At 74.5% G+C, this 19588-nt stretch carries 13 protein-coding genes and 3 tRNA genes; 12 read left to right on the forward strand and 4 right to left on the reverse strand.

Translation table 11 applies throughout. The features are described 5' to 3' along the window. Positions 1 to 51: 51 nt before the first annotated feature. The 4 genes from ACIA8O_RS11310 to ACIA8O_RS11325 all read left to right on the forward strand — a co-directional run bounded on the left by ACIA8O_RS11310 (position 52) and on the right by ACIA8O_RS11325 (position 3423). On the forward strand, positions 52 to 1134 hold the full coding sequence (locus ACIA8O_RS11310; RefSeq protein WP_396293415.1) for a CE1758 family FMN-dependent luciferase-like monooxygenase: 1083 nt from the start codon (positions 52 to 54) through the stop codon (positions 1132 to 1134). Beyond that, positions 1131 to 1748 carry an FMN reductase gene (locus ACIA8O_RS11315; protein ID WP_396293416.1) on the forward strand — a complete coding sequence of 206 codons (618 nt, stop codon included), beginning with the start codon at positions 1131 to 1133 and terminating at the stop codon, positions 1746 to 1748. Before ACIA8O_RS11310 ends, ACIA8O_RS11315 begins: the two co-directional genes overlap by 4 nt. 22 nt (positions 1749 to 1770) lie before the next feature. Beyond that, positions 1771 to 2712, forward strand: coding sequence for a glutathione S-transferase family protein (locus tag ACIA8O_RS11320; protein ID WP_396293417.1), 942 nt, complete (start codon positions 1771 to 1773; stop codon positions 2710 to 2712). A gap of 381 nt (positions 2713 to 3093) precedes the next feature. Continuing rightward, on the forward strand, positions 3094 to 3423 hold the full coding sequence (locus ACIA8O_RS11325; protein WP_396293418.1) for a hypothetical protein: 330 nt from the start codon (positions 3094 to 3096) through the stop codon (positions 3421 to 3423). A gap of 138 nt (positions 3424 to 3561) precedes the next feature. Here the strand turns inward: ACIA8O_RS11325 and ACIA8O_RS11330 are convergent, their stop codons facing one another. After that, positions 3562 to 4500 (reverse strand): EamA family transporter, encoded by a 939-nt coding sequence (locus ACIA8O_RS11330; protein WP_396293419.1) that lies wholly within the window; start codon positions 4498 to 4500, stop codon positions 3562 to 3564. A gap of 121 nt (positions 4501 to 4621) precedes the next feature. On the opposite strand from ACIA8O_RS11330, the gene ACIA8O_RS11335 reads away from it, so the two are divergent. Together ACIA8O_RS11335 and ACIA8O_RS11340 are read left to right on the forward strand one after the other, a co-directional pair. Next, positions 4622 to 5578 (forward strand): DUF1906 domain-containing protein, encoded by a 957-nt coding sequence (locus ACIA8O_RS11335; RefSeq protein WP_396293420.1) that lies wholly within the window; start codon positions 4622 to 4624, stop codon positions 5576 to 5578. A gap of 149 nt (positions 5579 to 5727) precedes the next feature. Continuing rightward, entirely contained in the window at positions 5728 to 7386 is a 1659-nt protein-coding gene (locus ACIA8O_RS11340; protein WP_396293421.1) for a long-chain fatty acid--CoA ligase, read from the forward strand. Positions 7387 to 7464: 78 nt separating this feature from the next. On the opposite strand, the gene ACIA8O_RS11345 is transcribed toward ACIA8O_RS11340, so the two are convergent. Continuing rightward, positions 7465 to 10668: a PAS domain-containing protein gene (locus ACIA8O_RS11345; RefSeq protein WP_396293422.1), complete on the reverse strand. Its 3204-nt coding sequence runs from the start codon at positions 10666 to 10668 to the stop codon at positions 7465 to 7467. Between the two features lie 202 nt (positions 10669 to 10870). Here ACIA8O_RS11345 and ACIA8O_RS11350 point away from each other — a divergent pair. The 3 genes from ACIA8O_RS11350 to ACIA8O_RS11360 all read left to right on the forward strand — a co-directional run bounded on the left by ACIA8O_RS11350 (position 10871) and on the right by ACIA8O_RS11360 (position 11278). Further along, a tRNA-Ser gene (locus ACIA8O_RS11350) sits at positions 10871 to 10961 on the forward strand. A gap of 126 nt (positions 10962 to 11087) precedes the next feature. Further along, a tRNA-Arg gene (locus tag ACIA8O_RS11355) sits at positions 11088 to 11163 on the forward strand. 39 nt (positions 11164 to 11202) lie between these two features. Continuing rightward, positions 11203 to 11278 (forward strand) — tRNA-Arg (locus tag ACIA8O_RS11360). Positions 11279 to 11334: 56 nt separating this feature from the next. Here the strand turns inward: ACIA8O_RS11360 and ACIA8O_RS11365 are convergent. Continuing rightward, positions 11335 to 12495: a globin domain-containing protein gene (locus tag ACIA8O_RS11365; protein WP_396293423.1), complete on the reverse strand. Its 1161-nt coding sequence runs from the start codon at positions 12493 to 12495 to the stop codon at positions 11335 to 11337. Between the two features lie 415 nt (positions 12496 to 12910). Here ACIA8O_RS11365 and ACIA8O_RS11370 point away from each other — a divergent pair, with 415 nt between their 5' ends. From ACIA8O_RS11370 to ACIA8O_RS11380, 3 genes are all read left to right on the forward strand, one after another. Further along, on the forward strand, positions 12911 to 16165 hold the full coding sequence (locus tag ACIA8O_RS11370) for an Ig-like domain-containing protein (RefSeq protein ID WP_396293424.1): 3255 nt from the start codon (positions 12911 to 12913) through the stop codon (positions 16163 to 16165). Between the two features lie 166 nt (positions 16166 to 16331). Next, positions 16332 to 17585 (forward strand): SPFH domain-containing protein, encoded by a 1254-nt coding sequence (locus ACIA8O_RS11375; RefSeq protein ID WP_396293425.1) that lies wholly within the window; start codon positions 16332 to 16334, stop codon positions 17583 to 17585. Next, entirely contained in the window at positions 17582 to 18481 is a 900-nt protein-coding gene (locus tag ACIA8O_RS11380; RefSeq protein WP_396293426.1) for a C40 family peptidase, read from the forward strand. Before ACIA8O_RS11375 ends, ACIA8O_RS11380 begins: the two co-directional genes overlap by 4 nt. Before the next feature lie 58 nt (positions 18482 to 18539). On the opposite strand, the gene ACIA8O_RS11385 is transcribed toward ACIA8O_RS11380, so the two are convergent. After that, positions 18540 to 19511, reverse strand: coding sequence for an aldo/keto reductase (locus ACIA8O_RS11385; RefSeq protein ID WP_396293427.1), 972 nt, complete (start codon positions 19509 to 19511; stop codon positions 18540 to 18542). Positions 19512 to 19588 lie beyond the last annotated feature (77 nt).

Consider the following 19588-nt stretch of genomic DNA (forward strand, 5'->3'; position numbering starts at 1 on the left):
CTTTCCCGCGGGTTCCCGGGAGCACCCACGATTGTCGGTATGGAGAGAGACATGCAGTTCGGTCTGTTCACCGTCGGCGACCTGACCGCCGATCCGCACACCGGGCGCCTGCCGACCGAGCAGGAGCGTGCCAGGGCGACGGTGGCCATCGCCCGCAAGGCCGAGGAGATCGGTCTGGACGTCTTCGCCACCGGCGAGCACCACAATCCGCCGTTCGTCAGCTCCTCGCCGACCACGCTGCTGGCGTACATCGCCGCGCAGACCGAGCGGATCATCCTCTCGACCTCCACGACGCTGATCACCACCAACGACCCGGTGAAGATCGCCGAGGACTTCGCGGTGCTCCAGCACCTGGCCGACGGCCGGGTGGACCTGATGATGGGCCGTGGCAACACCGGCCCGGTCTACCCGTGGTTCGGCAAGGACATCCGCCAGGGCATCCCGCTGGCGATCGAGAACTACGCGCTGCTGCACAAGCTCTGGCGCGAGGAGTCGGTCGACTGGAAGGGCCGCTTCCGCACCCCGCTGCAGGGCTTCACCTCGGTGCCCCGCCCGCTGGACGGCGTGCCGCCCTTCGTCTGGCACGGCTCGATCCGCAGCCCCGAGATCGCCGAACAGGCCGCCTACTACGGCGACGGCTTCTTCGCCAACCACATCTTCTGGCCCACCGACCACTTCCGGAAGCTGATCGAGCTGTACCGGACCCGCTACGCGCACTACGGCCACGGCCGCCCCGAGCAGGCCCAGGTCGGCCTCGGCGGCCAGATCTTCATCGGGAAGAACTCCCAGGAGGCGGTACGGGACTACCGGCCGTACTTCGACAACACCGGCGTCTACCGGGGCGCGGTGCTGGAGGACTACCTGGAGGCCACCCCGCTCACCGTGGGCAGCCCGCAGCAGGTGATCGACAAGACCCTCACCTTCCGCGAGCACTTCGGCGACTACCAGCGCCAGCTCTTCATGATGGACAACGGCGGGATGCCGCTGAAGGTCGTGCTGGAGCAGCTGGACCTGTTCGGCGAGCACGTGCTCCCGGTGCTGCGCAAGGAGTTCGCGGTCGGCCGCCCGGCGGACGTGCCGGCCGGGCCGACCCACGGGGCCCGGGTCGCGGCGGCCGGGCGGGCCGCGCGGTGAAGCGCCTGGTGGTCGTCACGGCCGGCCTGAGCGAGCCGTCCTCCACCCGGCTGCTGGCCGACCGGCTGGCCGAGGCCACCGCGCGGCTGACGCCGGTTCAGGTCCGGGTGGTGGAGCTGCGCGAGCTGGCCGTGGACGTGGCCAAGAACCTGGTCAGCGGCTTCCCCACGCCCGCGCTGCGGGAGGTGCTGGAGGCGGTCGCCGCGGCGGACGGGCTGATCGCCGTCACGCCGGTGTTCACCGCCTCGTACAGCGGTCTGTTCAAGTCCTTCTTCGACGTCCTGGAGAACACCGCGCTGACCGGCAAGCCGGTGCTGCTGGCCGCCACCGGCGGCTCCACCCGGCACTCGCTGGCGCTGGAGCACGCGCTGCGCCCGATGTTCGTCTACCTGCGCGCCGTGGTGCTGCCGACGGCGGTGTACGCCGCCTCCTCGGACTGGGGAGCGGGAGTGGAGAGCGGCACCGAGGAGCTGGCCGGGCGGATCGACCGGGCCGGGGCCGAACTGGCCGCCGCGCTGGGCGGGGCCGCCGCCCGCCCGTCATCCGGCACGGCATCCGGCGAGGATGAACTCGTGCCGTTCGCAGAGCAGTTGGCCGCACTGGGCCTGGAGTGACCGCACACCTGGAGGGACTGGCATGAGCAGCGAGCAGACCGAGGCCAAGGAGCACGTCCGGGCCCCGCAGCACTTCACCACCCGGCTCACCTCGGACGGCGCGGACGGCGCCAAGGCCGAGGCGGACCGGTACCGGCTGGTGGTCAGCCGGGCCTGCCCGTGGGCCCACCGGGTGATCATCACCCGGGAGTTGATGGGCCTTCAGGACGTCATCTCGCTGGCGGTCACCGACCCGGTGCAGGAGATGATCGAGGGCGAGTACCACTGGGTCTTCACCGAGGAGAACGGCAACGCCGGCGGCGTCGACGAGGTGCTCGGCATCCACGCGCTGCGGGAGGCCTACCTGGCCGCCGAGCCGGACTACACGGGCGGCGTGAGCGTGCCGGGCCTGGTGGACACCCGGACCGGGCACCTGGTGAACAACGACTTCGCCAACCTCACCCTGGACCTGGGCTCGGAGTGGAAGGAGTGGCACCGCGAGGGCGCCCCCGACCTCTACCCCGAGCACCTGCGGGCGGAGATCGACGCAATCAACGAGATCGTGTACGAGGAGGTCAACACCCAGGTGTACCGGGCGGGTTTCGCGCCCACCCAGGCCTTCTACGACCAGGCCGTGAAGGTGCTCTTCGCCCGGCTGGACGCGCTGGAGGAGCGGCTGCGGGAGCAGCGCTACCTGGTCGGCGACTCCGTCACCGAGGCGGACATCCGGCTGTGGACCACGCTGGTGCGCTTCGACGCGGTCTACCACGGCCACTTCAAGTGCAACGTCCGGAAGCTGACCGAGTACCCCGCGCTCTGGGGCTACGCCCGGGACCTGTTCCAGACCCCCGGCTTCGGCGAGACGGTGGACTTCGACCACATCAAGCGGCACTACTACGCGACCCACGACAACATCAACCCGACCCGGATCGTGGCGGTCGGCCCGGACCAGGACCTCTGGCTCACCCCGCACGGCCGCGGCTGAACCACCGCCCCGTCGCGGTCATTTGAATCACTGTCGTATGCGCGGCAGCGCCTTTTCCGGAATGCGCGCCGTGGTGGTGAGGTGCCGGTCCCCGCGTGTCGGTTCGCGCGGGGACGACCGGTCCCCCGAGCCACCGCCGTTCGGGGGAAGTCGCTGGTGAAGGCCGGTGCGCCTGCCCACGAACCGGCCGTCCACGGACTATGCGAAGCGGCGCCGGGATCACGCTAACGGGCGAAAACCCCTCCAGGTACTGGCACTTTGTCGATTTGTTAAGGAAACCTGTTCCTCGGCGTCGCAGCCCGCAGGAGCTCGTCTGGCCGCGAACTCCCGCACGCAGTACCCGAAGTGCAGTTATCTGTGCGGTTATCTGGAGGCTTCACCATGGTTCGCTCTCGCACCACCCGACTGGTCGGCCTGCTGGCCGCCGCCCCGCTCGCGGCCGGCCTGCTGGTCGTCTGCGCCGGCACCGCGTCGGCCGACAACGGCGCGCTGGCCGGGCACGGTTCCAACAGCAGCGTGGTGTCCAACGTCGGCAGCGGGAACATCTTCGGGACCGTGAACGGCAACTACAACTCGACCCAGCAGGTGGCCACCGGCTCCGGCGCGTCGAACCAGAACAACAACCTGCAGGCCAAGGACAACACCGGCTTCATCTTCAGCGACCAGGGCAACCGGGACTTCAACTTCGTCTTCGCGCCGGTCTTCCACTGACCGGCCCCGGGCCAGGGGTGAGCTGAGCACCCCGGCGCCCGGCCTCCCGGGAGTGGGAAGGGTCACTCGCTCCGGAGAGAACGCACCGTGGGCGGTGCCGCGTCGAGCGGCACCGCCCACGGGCGTTTCTGCGGGGGATCAGTGACGGCCGGTCAGGGTGGCCCCCAGGCTCGCGGCCACCACGCAGGCGATCCCGGCCAGTTGGACCGCGCCGAGCAGCTGGCCGAGCACCAGCAGGCCCATCAGCGCGCTGACCGCCGGCTCCAGGCTCACCAGCACGCTGAACACCCGCTGCGGCATCCGCCGCAGCGCCGTCATCTCCAGCGCGTACGGGATCACCGGCAGCAGCAGCGCCACCCCCGCCGAGGCGAGCAGCAGCAGCCAGGGGGACCCGGCCGAGGAGAGCCCCGACCAGGCCCCGCCCAGCCCGACCGGGGCCAGCAGCACCGCGCCGACCGCCATCGAGACCGCCAGCCCCTGGAAGCCCTGGAAGGCGGCGCCGACCTTGTCGGTCAGCAGGATGTAGCCCGCGTAGCAGGCGGCCGCGCCGAAGGCGCAGAGCAGCCCCACCGGGTCCAGGCCGCCGCCGTGCTCGCCACCGCCCTCGCCGAGCAGGGTGAGCAGCGCCACCCCGCCGCCGGCCAGCAGCGCCCAGAGCAGGTGCGGCAGCCGCCGGGAGAAGGCCAGCGCCACCGCGAGCGGGCCGAGGAACTCGATGGTGGCGGCGGTGCCCATCGGCAGGCGGTCCACCGCGCCGGCGAAGAGCAGCGTCATCCCGGCCGAGGCCGCGCCCAGCAGGGCGGTCGCCCCCAGGTCGCGGGCGCTGCGGCCGCGCAGCTTCGGGCGGGTCAGCGCGAGCAGCAGCACCGCCGCGAAGGAGATCCGCAGGAAGGTGGCGCCGCCCACGCCGAGCTGCCCGAAGAGCGGCTTGGAGAGCGCGATGCCCAGCTGCACGGTGAACATCGCCACCACGCAGAGCAGGGGGGCGGGGACGCGGGCGGAGCGGCCCCCGTGCGGGGGAGCGGTGCTGGTGGCAGGGGTGACGGCCGCGGGGGCGGCCAGGTCGGCGGTGGACATCCCAGGAGTGTGACGTAAGGACCGCAGGCCGGGCAAACCCATGACAGGCCGGGTGCGAACGGGTGAACTTCGCGGTCCGCGCGCTGTTCCGCCTGACGGTTGGTCAGGTATCCCGGATGTGATGCGCTACCTGGCCCCGGCCGCCCTCACCGTCTCCTCGCTCGTGCTGCTGGTCGCCGCCGAGGGGATGCCCGACACCGCCGCCGCGCCCGGGACCGCCGCCGTGGCCGAGGCCCTGCCCGTCGCCAGCGTGCTGCCCGCCGCCGCGCCCGCCGTCGCCCCCGCGGCCGCCGCCCCCTCCCCGCGGCCCGTGGTGATCCGCGGCACCCGGCTCGCGGAGAGCCGCTCCCGGCGCTCCCCGGCCCCCGCCGAGGTCTTCACCGGCAGCGGCTTCGACGCCTGCACCGCACCCTCGTTGGAGACCATGCGGGCCTGGAAGCGGGACTCCCCGTACGGCGCGGTGGGCGTCTACGTCAGCGGCGGCCAGCGCGGCTGCTCGCAGCCCCGGCTCACCGCCGACTGGGTCCGCCAGGTCCGGGCGATGGGCTGGAAGCTGATCCCCACCCACGTCGGTCTCCAGGCCCCCTGCTCCACCCTCGGCGGCAAGCCCCGCCGGATCGACCCGGCCGCCGCCGTCCGCCAGGGGAAGGAGGAGGCCGCCGAGGCCGCCGCCGCACTGCGCGCCCTCGGGCTCGGCCCGGGCAGCCCGGTCTACCTCGACATCGAGTCCTACCCGCGCGGCGACCAGCGCTGCTCCCAGGGCGTGGTGGACTTCACCCTCTCCTGGACCAGGGCCCTGCACGCCGCCGGCTACCGCTCCGGCTTCTACTCCAGCACCGACTCCGGCATCGCCGACCTGGCCGCCGCGGCGAGGGCCGGGGCCTCACCGCTGCCGGACGCGCTCTGGTACGCCCGCTGGGACGACCGGGCCGACACCACCTCGACCACCGCGCTCGCCCCCGGCCAGTGGTCCCCGCACGCCCGCATCCACCAGTACCGGGGCAACACCACCGAGACGCACGGCGGCGCCGCCCTGACGATCGACCACAACAGCGTGGACGCCCCGGTCGCCGCCTGACGCCCCGTCGGGGGCCCCGGTGCGGCGTGACCTTCGTCGCTGACGGTCCATTCCCTTGACGACGGAATCCCGGCCGAGCAGCATCTCATTACCCGCCAGTATTCACTGGCGCGGTTGCTCGTCCCCCCACCCGGTCAAGGAGGACCCGCGTGTTCAGCACCATGCAGGACGTACCGCTCACCGTCGCCAGGATCCTGACGCACGGATCGACCCTGCACGCCGCCTCCACCGTCTCCACCTGGGACGGCACCGGACCGGTGGTCCGCACCTTCGGCGAGGTGGGCGCCCGGGCCGGGCAGCTGGCCCACGCGCTGCGGGACGAGCTCGGGGCGGGCGAGGAGTCCGTCATCGCCACCCTGATGTGGAACAACGCCGAGCACCTGGAGGCCTACCTGGCCGTCCCCTCGATGGGCGCGGTGCTGCACACCCTCAACCTCCGGCTGCCCCCGCAGCAGCTGGCGTACATCATCAACCACGCCGCCGACCACGCCATCCTGGTCGACGGCAGCGTGCTGCCGCTGCTCGCCGGGGTGCTGCCGCAGCTCAACCCGACGCTGCGTCACATCGTGGTGAACGGCCCCGGCGACCGCTCGCTGCTGGACGGCTTCGCCGGCCGGGTGCACGACTACGAGGCGCTGATCGCCGACCGCCCGGCCGACTACCCGTGGCTGACCGACATCGACGAGCGCCGGGCCGCCGCGCTCTGCTACACCTCCGGCACCACCGGGGACCCGAAGGGCGTGGCCTACAGCCACCGCTCGGTCTACCTGCACTGCCTCCAGGTGCTCTCCGCCGACAGCTTCGGCATGAGCCAGCAGGACACCGTGCTGCCGGTGGTCCCGATGTTCCACGTGAACGCCTGGGGCAAGCCGTACGCCGCCTTCATGTCCGGCGCCAAGCTGCTGATGCCGGACCGCTTCCTCCAGCCCAAGCCGCTGGCCGAGATGATCGACCGCTGCCGCCCGACCCTGGCCGCCGCCGTGCCGACCATCTGGAACGGCCTGCTGGACGAGCTGGACTCCGGCTCCTACGACACCTCCAGCCTGGCCATGGTGGTGATCGGCGGCTCGGCCTGCCCGCCGGCGCTGATGCGCGCCTTCCAGGAGCGCCACGACATCCGGGTGGTGCACGCCTGGGGCATGACCGAGACCTCCCCGCTCGGCTCCTTCGGCCTGCCCCCGGCCGGGCTGACCGAGGAGGAGGAGTGGCCGTACCGGTACACCCAGGGCCGCTTCCCGGCCTCGGTGGAGGCCCGGCTGATCGGCCCGGCCGGCGAGCGGATGCCGCACGATGGCGTCGCCACCGGTGAGTTGGAGGTGCGCGGCCCGTGGATCGCGGGGGCGTACTTCGGTGGCGCGGGGCAGGAGCCCGAGCGCCCCGAGGACAAGTTCAGCCCGGACGGCTGGCTGCGCACCGGCGACGTCGGCACCATCACCCCGGACGGCTACCTCACCCTGACCGACCGGGCCAAGGACGTGATCAAGTCCGGCGGCGAGTGGATCTCCTCGGTGGAGCTGGAGAACCACCTGATGGCCCACCCGCAGGTGGCCGAGGCCGCCGTGGTGGCGGTGCCGGACGACCGGTGGGGCGAGCGCCCGCTGGCCACCGTGGTGCTGCGCCCCGGCGCCACCGCCGGCCTGCCCGAGCTGCGCGCCTTCCTGGCCGAGCGGGTGGCCTCCTGGCAGCTGCCGGAGCGCTGGTCGCTGGTCGAGGCGGTGCCGAAGACCTCGGTCGGCAAGTTCGACAAGAAGGTGATCCGCGCCCAGTACGCGGCCGACGAGCTGGACGTCACCACCCTCGGGAAGTGACGCCGGGTCAGGGGTGAGGGACGGGAGGGGCCCGGACCGCGTGCGGCGGTCCGGGCCCCTCCCGGTGTCCGGCGCGGGTCAGCGCTCCGCGGTGGCGGGCTCGGCCAGCGAGCCGATCCGGGCCAGCAGGTCCACGATCCGGCCCTGCGCGTCCTCGGAGGTGGAGCGCTCGGCCAGGAAGAGCACCGTCTCCCCGGTGCGCAGCCGGGGGAGCGCCGCCGGGTCGAGGTCCACCGAGGTGTAGACGACCAGCGGGGTGCGGTGCAGCCGGTCGTTGGCGCGCAGCCAGTCCAGCAGCCCGAGCCGCCGGCGGCGGATCTGGAGCAGGTCCATCACCACCAGGTTGGGCTGCACGCTGCTGGCCCGGGAGACCGCGTCGTTCTCGTCGGTGGCGTGCTCCACGTGCATGCCGCGCCGCTCCAGACCGCCGATCAGCGCGGCGGCCACGTCCGGGTCGGACTCCACCAGCAGCACCCGGGGCGCGTGGTTCTCGCTGTCCTTGGGGGCCAACGCCCGCAGCAGCACGGCCGGTTCGGCCCCGTACGCGGCGTCCCGGGTGGCCTGGCCGAGCCCGGCGGTGACCAGCACCGGCACCCGGTTGTTGAGCGCGGCGGTGCGCAGCGACTGGAGCGCGGTGCGGGTGATCGGGCCGGTCAGCGGGTCGACGAAGAGCGCGGCTGGGTAGCCGGGCGCCTCGGTGTCGACCTCCTCGCGGGAGCGGACCGTGACGGGCTGGAAGCCCCGGTCCTGGAGCGCCTGCTCGGTGGCCGGCTCGGGCTCCGGCCAGACCAGCAGGCGGCGCGGGCCGCCGTCCACGGCGGGCACCACCACGGTCGGGGACTCGTCCGGGACCTGGCCCGACGGGCCCGCCGCCAGGGCGAGTTCGGCGGTCGGCCGGGGCGGGGTGCGGGGCGCGGGGGCGGTCGGCACCAGCGCGCCGTCCTGCCGCACGCCCTCGGACGCACCCGTATCCGGCGTACCGCCGTCGGCCGGGGCACCGGCGGGGGCCGGGAGGGCCGGGCGCTCGGCCCCGGTCGGACCGGCGGGCTGCTGCGGGAAGGCGCTCGGGAAGGCACCCGCGAAGCCGCCGCCCATCGGACGCGGCGGGGCCAGCTCGCCCAGGCCGGTGCCGACCGGCTTGGGCTGCCCGGCCTCGCCCGCGGGCACCAGGTGGGCGGTCGGCGGGACGGACGGGGGCTCAGGCGGGTGGATGGGCAGGGCGGGTGACGACGCCTCAGGGGCGGGCGGCAGCTCCGGCACGCCCCGGGTCGGCTCCGGCCCGGAGCCGCCCTCGGCCCCGGCGGCCCGGTCCTGTCCCCCCTGGCCCTGGCCCTGGCCCTGGCCCTGGCCCGCCTGGGCGGGCAGGGCGAGCCGGCGGCGGCGCCCGGTGGGCGGGGTGGCGGGGGCCCCGGCGGCGGGCTGGGCCTCCGCCAGGGAGCGTTCCAGGCCGGGGTAGACGGGCGTGCCCGGATCCGGCACGCCCGGCAGGGCGAGCGCCTCACCGGGAGTGGGGGCAGGGGCGGGCGCGCCGCGCCGGCGCCGTCCGACCCGGCCGGTGCCCTCTTCGGCGGGGGCGGCCTCGGGGGCCGACGGTGCGTCAGGGCCGGGGCCCAGCGCGATCGGGGCGCGGGCCCGGGGCTCGCCGTCCTCCGCGGGCGCCGCCCCGTCCGCCTCCGCGCGGTCCGCGGGCTTCCCGGCGGCCTCCCCGGCCCGGGCCTCCTCGGCGGGCGGCACCTCGGGGAGGTCCGGCAGCATCGCCGTGTCGGTCTCCTTGGGCACGCTGGGCCTGGTCCGGTGCAGGGCGGCGGTGGCCGGGTCGAGCGGCAGCTCCACCACGTACGTGGTGCCGCCGCGGGCCGGCAGGTCGTGCCGCTGGAGCACCCCGCCGTGCCGCTCGACGGTGCCCCGGGCGATCGGCAGGTGCACCGGGTTGGCCGCCCGGGCCGGGCCGCGCACCTCGATCCGGGCCACCTCGCCGCGCTGGGCGGCGGCCAGCACCACCATCGGGGCCTCGCCGGCGTCGCCGTCCAGCGAGAGCGCCACCCCGCTGACGTCCGCGACCAGGTGGGCCAGCGCCCGGGCCAGCCGCTCCTTGTCCGCGACCACCTCGACCGAGGCGGCGTGCACCGAGTACCGGACCCGGCCCGCGCCGACCAGCTCGCCGGCCTGTTCGACCGCGAGCTTGACCACCTCGTCCAGCGGCACCGGCTCGCGGTCCAGCTGCTCCCGCCCGGACTCGGCGGCCACCTCGAAGCGCTGGTGGTCCAGCACCCCGTCGATCAGCGTGCCGAAGCGGCGGCACTCGTCGGCCAGCCGACGCAGGGTCCAGTTGGCCTCCGGCCAGAGCGAGCCGGCCGGATCCTCGGCCAGCCCGTCGATCCGGCGCCGCAGGTCCGCCAACGCCCCGCCCAGCTCGCTCTCCAGAACGGCCGTCAGGTGCTCGTTGCGGGCGATCAGGGCCAGTTCCTTGGTCCGGTCGGTGAAGGTCATCACCGCGCCGACCAGCTGATCGCCGTCCCGGACCGGGGCGGTGGTGAGGTCCACCGTCACCGGGGTGCCGTCCTTGCGCCAGAGCACCGCGCCGCGCACCCGGTGCTTGCGACCGGAGAGCAGGGTGTCCAGCAGCGCCGAGCCCTCCAGCGCCAGCGGGGTGCCGTCGGCCTGCGAGTGCTGCACCAGCGGGTGGAGTTCGCGCCCGCCCAGCTCGCTGGCCCGGTAGTCCAGGATGTGCGCGGCGGCCGGGTTGACCAGCACCACCCGCCCGTCCAGGTCCACCCCGAGCACGCCCTCGGCGGCGGCCCGCAGGATCATCTCGGTCTGCTTGTGCTGGCGGCGCAGCTCCGCCTCGACCCCGAGCCGGCCGCTGAGGTCGCGGACCAGCAGGAGCAGCAGCTCCCCGGCCGAGGAGCCGCCGTCCGGATTGAAGGCGTAGCCCGAGCCGCCGCGGCCCTCACCCTCGTCGGTGAAGTCGTTGCCCGAGACCTCGACCGGGAAGGTGGTCCCGTCGGTCCGCCGGGCGGTCATCCGGACCGGGCGGTCCAGGCCCTCCGGCTCGCGCGGGGCCGGGCGCATCGAACCGGGGATCCGGCTCGGGTCGAACTCCGGCAGCAGGTCGAGGACTCCGCGTCCGACCAGGGAGGTACCGGGGGTCTGCATCGCCTGCACGGCAGCGGCGTTGGCGTCGACCACGGTGCCGTTGCTGTTCACCAGCAGCAGTGCGTCGGGCAGCGCGTCGAGTATCGCGGCGAGGCGAGCAGCGCCTCGGATCGGCCTGCTGCTCATGTCGACAGGTCTCCTCACGGCTTGCGTCACGGCGTGCGACCGGCGGCTCGCGCTCTCTCGGGAGACTGGAGTATCTCATTCTTCTTTGCACCGCGGACGACCCGCCCAGTATCGTTGGCGGCGGTTGGTGTCGGGGCCCCAGGCTGTGGCATCATCACACTCGCACGGAGTGCACCGGCTGCGCCGGTGTGGTCCCTGTGGAGGAGGCTTCGCCTAGTCCGGTCTATGGCGCCGCACTGCTAATGCGGTTTCGGGGTTATTCCTGATCGAGGGTTCAAATCCCTCAGCCTCCGCTCAACCGGGAGCCCCGGCGGTCACTGACCGTCGGGGCTCCTGTGTGTCGTACGCCCGGGGCAATGGATTTCGCCCCAGGTCGCGGGTCATGTAATGTTGTCCCCGCAACGCCCCGCCAGGGGCAAGCGCTCATAGCTCAACGGATAGAGCACTTGACTACGGATCAAGAGGTTGCAGGTTCGAATCCTGCTGAGCGCACCACGCACCACCGCTTCGCAGCCTGCCAGTTGGGCCGCGCAAGCGCTCATAGCTCAACGGATAGAGCACTTGACTACGGATCAAGAGGTTGCAGGTTCGAATCCTGCTGAGCGCACCAGACGAGAGGGCCCCGGGACATCCCGGGGCCCTCTCGCCGTTCCGGGCCGGGGGTGCTCAACGCCCGAGGAGCCACTCGGCCGGGCTGAGGTGTCCGTCGGGCCGGACGGCCGGCGGGGCCGGGTCGTGGCGGATCAGCTCCGGTTCGGCGTGCAGCGCGGTGAGCAGGGGTGTGAGGTCGGCGGCCAGGCCCGGCGGACCGCTGAGGTAGACGTCGTGGCCGGACCAGTCCGGGGTCTGCCGCAGCCCGGTGCGGAGCAGGGCGGCCGCCTCCGCGGGGCCGGCCCCCTCCTCGGGCGCCGCCAGCACCACCTCCAGCCAGGCGTGCCGGGCGACCAGGTCGGTGACGGCCGCCAGGTCGTACTGGTCCTCGTCGTCCCGGGCGGCCAGGAAGACGGTGGCCGGGCGGGCCGGGCCGCGGGCGAGCTGCTCCAGCAACGCCTTGACGGTGGCCCAGCCGGTGCCGCCGGCCACCGCCAGCACCGGCCGGTCCGAGGCCGGGTCGAGCACGGTGGAGCCGAGCGGCGGCCCGAGCAGCAGCCGCTCGCCGGGCAGCACGTCGTTCACCAGCACCGTGCTGAGCGGCCCGCCGGGTATCCGGCGCACGTGCAGCTCCAGGGAGCCGTCCGGGCGCGGGGCGTTGGCGATCGAGTACGGGCGCCAGAGCCGCGGCAGCCGGGGCGAACTGAGCGTCAGGTACTGGCCGGCCGCGTACGGGTAGGGCAGGCCGGGGCGCAGGGTGAGCACCACCAGGTCCGGGGCGGCGCGCCGACGGTGCGTCACCTCGGCCTCCCACCAGGCGGGGACCGCGGCGGCGGCCTCGGCGGCCTCGATCATCGCCTGCGACACCACCGTGTACGCCTCGGTCCAGGCCTTCTCCACCTCCTGGGACCAGGACCGGCCGGAGAAGTGCCGCAGGGCGGCGATCAGGCTGGCCCCGACGGCGGGGTAGTGCTCGGCGGCGGCGCGGTACTTGCGGTGGTCCCGGCCGAGGGCGCGCAGGTACTCGGTGAGCCGGGCGGGCTGGTCGAGGTGGAGCACCACCTGGGCGAGGGCGCGGAAGAGGCGGTCGCGCTGGGCCGTCAGGTCGGCGGGGAAGTGTCTGCGCAGACCGGGGTTGTGTGCGAACAGGTGGACGTAGAAGAACCGGACCAGCTGGTCGGCCCGTCGCTCGACGACGGCGAAGCTGGCGCGCAGCAGCGCGGGGTCGAAGGACACTGCGCTGACTCTACTCAACCGGAGATTTATTCGAACGGGAATCGGTGACGAATGGTCAAGCACCGGACGGTAACGACCGGTTGACGGCCAACTCCGACGGCTGGAACCGGTGATTGCGGGGTAAGTCGGAGACTGCCGGACGAGTGACCGCCAATCGGGTTGCAGTGGGACGTTCACCGCGGTGTCACGGTATGACGGACTCCATGTCGTGATTCCGTTTTGTCGGGTCTTATGCCCGCCGCGATGCCGGGGGTCGACAGCGAAGGAGAGCCGGATGAGCCGACCGTTCCGCCCCGCCGAAGCGCCGTCAGCCGCCCGCTCGGGCCGGTGCGCCACACCTGCGGCGGAGGGCGCCTCCCGAAGGGCACGAGGAGCTGCCGGCCGGAGGTCCGGAATCGGCCGGAGAACGGCCGCGGTGCTGGCCACCGGTCTGCTGGTCGGCTGGATTCCGCCGGTGCTCGGCCCGGCCGCGGTGGCCCAGCAGACCCCGGACTCCTGGTCGTCCGAACGCCGCGCCGCACTTCCCTCCGGGCTCCGGGTCCAACTGGATTTCTCCCCCCTCCCGGGAATCACGGCGAAAGGCGCCCCCGGAAAGCTCGCCACCGGCGGCGGCGGATACTCCGACGGACTGCGCGGCGGAGATCCGGCCACCGCGTTCGAACTCGGCGCGGAACGGCCCACCGCGGACGGTTCCTGGCGCACCCTCGGCACCCTCCAGCTCTCCTTCTCCGGCCCGGTCCGCAATCCCCGGCTGCACCTCAGCGGGCTCTCCGCCCTGGCCACCGGAAGGAACGGGACCACCTCCACCGTCAGCCGGCTGACCGTCACCGGCGGCAGCCCGAGCGCCCCCAGCCTGGTCGCCCGCACCGACTGGCCGGGCTGGACCGTCACCGACAACGCCCTCACCCCCGCCGGCTCCGGGGAGAGCGGCTCCGAGGCCGGGCCCGGGCAGGGCAGCCTCGAACTCTCCGGCACCGTCTCCACCGTGACCTTCCGTCTGGAGCAGCGCAGCACCGCCCAGAACGGCTCCACCACCGCCCCGGCCGCGCTCCGCCAGGCGTACACGGTGACCCTCGACGAGGGCGTGGGCACCGCGCCCCAGGGCTACAGCAACGCCTCGCACCTGGTCTCCGACCTCTTCCTGGGCCGCACCGCCACCGGTGCGGCCCGCCCCGGCACCGCCACCGTGGCCCGGCCGCTGGTGCCCCAGGGGCCGGCCGGCCCGCAGGAGCCCGAGGCGGTGCTCGAACGCTCGCAGCCGATGGTCGAGTTGGACGGCGGGGAGTCCCGCCGCAGCGCCTTCGAACGGCCCACCGCCCCCGGCGTCCCGCAGCCCGGCCGGGGCGACTACCAGGGCCCCGACCCGACCGTCTCCTTCCCCGGCCAGGCCGCCATCGGGCGCTACTACGAGGCCGCCGTCCCGGTCGCCGCCGCCTCCGGGCCGGCCACCCTGGCCGGCTGGATCGACTTCGACCGCAACGGGAAGTTCGACGCCGCCGAGCGGGTGCAGGCCGAGGTGGCCCCCGGCGCCAGGAGCGCCCGGCTGGAGTGGATCGTGCCCGGCAACGCGGCCTCGGGGGAGACCTGGGCCCGGCTCCGGCTGGCCCACGCCGCCGCCCAGGTGGTCAACCCGGGCGGCTTCGCCGACTCCGGCGAGGTGCTGGACCAGAAGGTCCGGCTCACCGTCGGCGCCGCCCGCCCCGAACTCACCGGCCCGGTCAGCGGCAGCGTGCTCGCCGACGCCCGGCCGGAGATCCGCGGCGAGGCCGGCGTCCCGGGCGCCACCGTCGCGGTGATGGAGGGCGAGCGCGAACTCTGCCGGGCCACCGTCGGCCGGGACGGCGGCTGGGCCTGCCGCCCCGACCAGCCGCTCGGCGCCGGCGAGCACGTCCTGGTACCGGTGGAGACCACCCGCGGCGGGGTGGTGCTGCGCGGCGAAGAGGTCCGACTCACCGTCAAGACCGACCCCCCGTCCGCCCCGCAGCTCACCCTCCCCGAGTTCACCAACGACCCCGGCCTGCTGCTCACCGGCACCGCCGACCCCGGCACCACCGTCTCCGTGGTCGACTCCCCGAACGCCCCCGGGGCCGGGCGGATCGCCGGCGAACTGTGCAGCACCGCCGTCGCGGACGACCGCAGCTGGTCCTGCCTCCCGGTGGAGAACCTCGCCGACGGACGCCACCAGCTCACCGCCTCCGCCACCGACGCCGCCGGCAACCGCACCGCCGGCAAGCCCGCCACCCTGGTGGTCGACACCGTCGCCCCGCCCCGGCCCACCCTCGGCTCCCCCGCCTCGGGCGCGGTCCTCGACACCCCCCGCCCCCGCCTCACCGGCCGCGCCGAGCCCGGTTCCACCGTCACCGTCACGGCGCGGCCCAGGACGGCGGGGGAGCGGTTCGTGCTCTGCACCGCCGTCACCGGGGCGGACGGCGCCTGGAGCTGCACGGCGGCCCGGGACCTCACGGCGGGCGGCTACGCGGTGGTGGTCACGGCCACGGACCAGGCGGGGAACACGGCTTCGGCCAACGCGGCCGACCTGACGGTCCGCCCGACGGCGGAGGCCTCGCCGTCGGCGTCCGCCACGGCTTCCGCTTCGCCGTCGGTGTCGCCGTCTGCCTCGCCCTCGCCGTCGGCGTCTGCTTCTGCTTCTCCTTCTCCTTCGGCGTTCCCGTCTGCTTCGCCGTCCGCTTCTGTGTCGGCCTCGCCGTCGCCGTCCGCGTCTGTTCCGGCTTCGCCGTCCGGTGAGGCTTCGCCTTCGGTTTCTGCGTCTCCGTCCTCGGACGCCTCGCCGTCAGCCTCGGCCGGCGCCCTCCCGCTGCCCTCGGGTTCGCCGTCGCTGCTGCCGACCGTGCCGGCGTCCGTCCGGCCGAGCCCGTCCGCCGAGACGTCCGAACCGCCGTACACCGGACCGGTGTTGACGCCGGATGAGCTGGCGGTGATCGTCCCGATCGTGGTGCCCGGCGGAGGTGCGGCCCCGGCCCAGCCTGAGGCATCCCCGTCGCCGTCTGCGTCGGCATCCGCGTCGCCCTCGCCCTCGGCTTCGCCGTCCGTTCCTGCGTTGGCACCCGCCTCGCCTTCCGTTTCGTCGTCTGCGTCTGCGTCTGCGTCTGCGTCGCCGTCGGTGTCGGTGTCGGCTCTGGCCTCGGCCTCGGCCTCGGCCTCGGCCTCGGCCTCGGCCTCGGCCTCGGCCTCGGCCTCGGCCTCGGCCTCCGCGTCCGCTTCGCCGTCGGTGTCGGCTCCGGCGTCCGCGTCCGCGTCCGCGTCCGCGTCGGCGCTGGCATCGCCCTCGCCCTCGCCCTCGCCATCTGCCTCGGCGTCGCTGTCTGCGTCTCCGTCCGCCTCGGCGTCGGTGTCCGCTTCCCCGTCCCCGTCCCCGTCCCCGTCCCCGTCCCCGTCCGCTTCGGTGTCGGCCAAGGTGACCTCCGTGGCGGTCCCGCCGAGGGGCGGCGACACGCCGGAGGTGGCCGCCGCGCCGTTGCCGTCGCCGTCACCCTCGCCGTCCGTGACGGGGCCGGAGGAGCGGAACCTCGCCGCCCCGCCGGTCGGGGCCCAGAGCGAGGCGGAGACCTGGCGGAACGGTGCGTTCGGGGTGCTGCTCATGGCGACCGCGCTGGGGCTGCTGGCCCGCCGGGTGTTCAGCCGGGGCAGTGGCGGCCGACGACGCCGCTGAGCTGCGGAATCTGACGGTGCGTCGCCCGACGCGCCGTCAGATATGCTCGACACGCCGCGCCGTAAATGTCGCATTTGATGACTTATCAACCTAGCCTGAACCTGGCACCGCCCGTCAGTTCCGGGCCGCCCGTTGCGCGACACACCGACCACCAAGGAACCCGTGCATGGACGTCACCCGCGAACCCTCCCCGCGCCCCGAGGTATGGCCCCCGGCCCTGCCGGAACGCCCGGAACTGCCCGGTGGCGGCGGCGCCACGCCGCTCAGCCGCGCGGTGGCCGGCGCGGTCGCCCGTCCGCTGATCAAGGTGCACCCGCTGCCCGTCGAGGGTGAGCCCGCCACGCCGGACGCGCCGCAGGCCGCCACGCCGGACACGCTGCCGTCGGCGGCCGCCGACGCGCCGACCGTCGAAGGCCCCGTCGTCACCGAGGCCCGGGGCGGCCGCCGCCCGCCCAGGACCGACCCCGGCCTCCGGGAGCACCAGGCCCGTTCGCTGCCCGGTTGGCTGGCCCTGCTGGTGCTGCTGGCCGGGGTGGCCGGGGTGCTGCTGGTGCTGGCCCGGGCCGGGGTGCTGCCGCACCCGGACGTGCTGCCCGACCTGCGCGGCGAGGCCGCGAAGGCGAGCGGCGGTGCCGAGGTGACGGTCCGTTCGGTGGCGGCCGTGGCGGCCTCCGGTCTGGCGGTGCTGGTCGTGCTGGCCGGGCTGCTGGTCAACGCGGGCGGTGAGACCCGGGTGCTGACCCGCTGGGGCCGGTACCGGGGCACGGTGCGCCGCACCGGCCTGCTCTGGGTCAACCCGCTGCTGCGCCGCCGCCGGGTGGACGTCCGGCTGCGGCACTGGCGCAGCGAGCCGGTGCACGTCACCGACCGCACCGGGACCCCGATCGTGGTCCGGCTGCTGATCGTCTGGCGGGTGCGGGACACCGCCCGGGCCACCCTGGCCATCGCCGAGCACGAGGCCTACCTGCGCGAGCAGGTGCACGCGGTGCTCACCCGGACCGCCAGTGCCCTGCCCTGCGACTCCAACTCCGTGCCGGGGCCCGCCCTGCGGGACGGCCACTGGTTCGCCGACGAGCTCACCCGGGCGCTGGCCGCCGAGGTCGCCCCGGCCGGGATCGAGGCCTACTCGGTGCAGCCGCTCTCGCTGGACTACGCGCCCGAGGTGGCCGAGTCGATGCGCCGGCGCCGCCTCGCGGACCTGGACGCGGGCCTGCGCACCGTCCTGGTGGACGACGCGGTGGAGGCCGCCGCGCTCGCCGTCCGGCGCCTGGAGCGGGCCACCGCCCACGAGTTGGACGAGGCAGCCCGCAGCGCGCTGATGGAGCAGCTGCTGGTCGCCTTCGTGGCCCCCGCCGGGGTGGCCGCCGCCGTGCCGTCCCCGGCCGCCAGGGCCGGGCGCAAGGAAGGAAAGCCCGCGTGAGGATAGCCACCGACCCCGACCTGATCGACTTCTCCGACGCGCCCACGGGTCAGGACCCGTGCGGTTGCCCGCCGTGTCGCGAGGAGGCCCGGCGCGGTGTCCTCGCCGCCCGGGAGGAGGCCGAGCCGGGACGAATACACCGGGCGGTGCGCGCCACCTGCGTGGCCACCACGGTGCTGGCCGGTGCCGGCACCGTCGGCCTCGGCCTCGGGGCGGCGAACGCCAACGCCGCTGCAGGGAGCCAGGGTTGGGACGGATCCAAGTACTGGTTCAAGAACGCCTCGGGCGAGTGGCGCTACACCAGTCACCTCTCCGTCTACCAGTCCCGCACCGGATCTTCCTCCGGTGGGCCCACCAACTCCGGTGGCATCAAGCAGGGTTGGGACGGATCCCGGTACTGGTTCAAGAACGCCGCCGGTGAGTGGCGCTGGACCAGCCACCTCTCGGTCTACAACTCCCGCACCGGCGGCGGCTCCCAGCAGCCGCAGCCCCAGCCGCAGCCTCCGGCCCCGCAGCCCTCCCGGCCGGGCTCCTCCTCGGTCGAGGCCGCGATCTCCTACGCGACCGCCCAGCTCGGCAAGCCCTACATCTGGGGCGGCAACGGCCCCTCCGGCTACGACTGTTCGGGCCTCGTCCAGCAGGCCTACCGCCGGGCCGGCGTCTCCCTGCCCCGGGTGGCCGACGACCAGTACGCCGCCACCACCCCCGTCACCGCCGGCCAACTCCGGCGCGGGGACCTGCTGTTCTGGTCCGACAGCGGCCGGGCCTCCGGCATCCACCACGTCGGCATCTACCTGGGTGACAACACGTTCCTGGAGGCCGCCCGCCCCGGCACCCGGATCAGGATCTCCACCCTCAGCCAGGGCTACTTCCCGACCCACCTCGGCCGCCCGTAGCCCGGCGGCGCCGCGCGGGCCCGGGGCACCGGCCGCCCCGGGCCCGCGCGGTGGTCCGTCAGCCCGCCGAGGCGGTGTCCAGCAGCGCCAGCTCCTCCGCCGTCAGCTCCAGCCGCACGCCCTCCAGCAGGGCCGGCAGCTGCTGCACCGTCCGGGCGGAGGCGATCGGCGCCGCGACGGTCGGCTGGGCCGCCACCCAGGCCAGCGCCACGCTCGCCAGGGCGGCCCCGCGGGCGTCCGCGATCCGGTCCAGTGCCTCCAGGACCGCCAGGCCCCGGCCCTCCGTCAGGTAGCGCGAGGCGCCGACCGCGCGGGCGCTGTCCACCTCCGGGCCGCCCGGCCGGTACTTGCCCGTCAGGAAGCCCGAGGCCAGCGCGTAGTACGGCACGGCGGCCAGCCCGTGCGCGGCCGCCACCTCCGCCAGGTCGCCCTCGTAGGTGCCGCGCGAGACCAGGCTGTAGTGCGGCTGCACCGCGACGTAGGCCGCCAGGCCCTCCGCGGCGGAGTGCGCCAGCGACTCGGCCAGCCGGTCCGCGCCGATGTTGGAGGCGGCCACCGCCCGGACCTTGCCCTCCCGGACCAGCTCGTCCAGCACGCCGACGATCTCCGCCACCGGGGTCCCGAGGTCGTCCCGGTGGGTGTAGAGCAGGTCGACGTGGTCCAGGCCGAGCCGGCGCAGCGAGGCCTCGGTGGCGGAGCGCACGTTGGCCGCCGAGAGGCCGCCCGCCTCGGGGTGGGCGCCGACCTTGGTGGCGACCACCACCGCGTCCCGGCCGCCCCGGCTGCGCAGCCACTCGCCGACGATCGTCTCGGACTCGCCGCCGGTGTTCCCCGGCACCCAGGCCGAGTAGACGTCGGCGGTGTCCACGAAGTTGCCGCCCGCCGCGGCGTAGGCGTCCAGCACGGCGAAGGAGGCGTCGCGGTCGGCGGTCCAGCCGAACACGTTGCCGCCCAGGGCCAGGCGGGAGACGGAGAGGTCCGAGGCGCCGAGGGTCACCCGGTGCCGAGCGTCACTGAGGATGTCGGTCATGGGGCGATCCAACCGCACCGTCCACCGGCCCGCGCCGGTTCTCCACACGTCTTCACAGGGCCGTCGTACGTCCGTAG

The sequence above is a fragment of the Kitasatospora sp. NPDC051853 genome, assembly GCF_044452665.1.
Taxonomy (GTDB): Bacteria; Actinomycetota; Actinomycetes; order Streptomycetales; family Streptomycetaceae; genus Kitasatospora.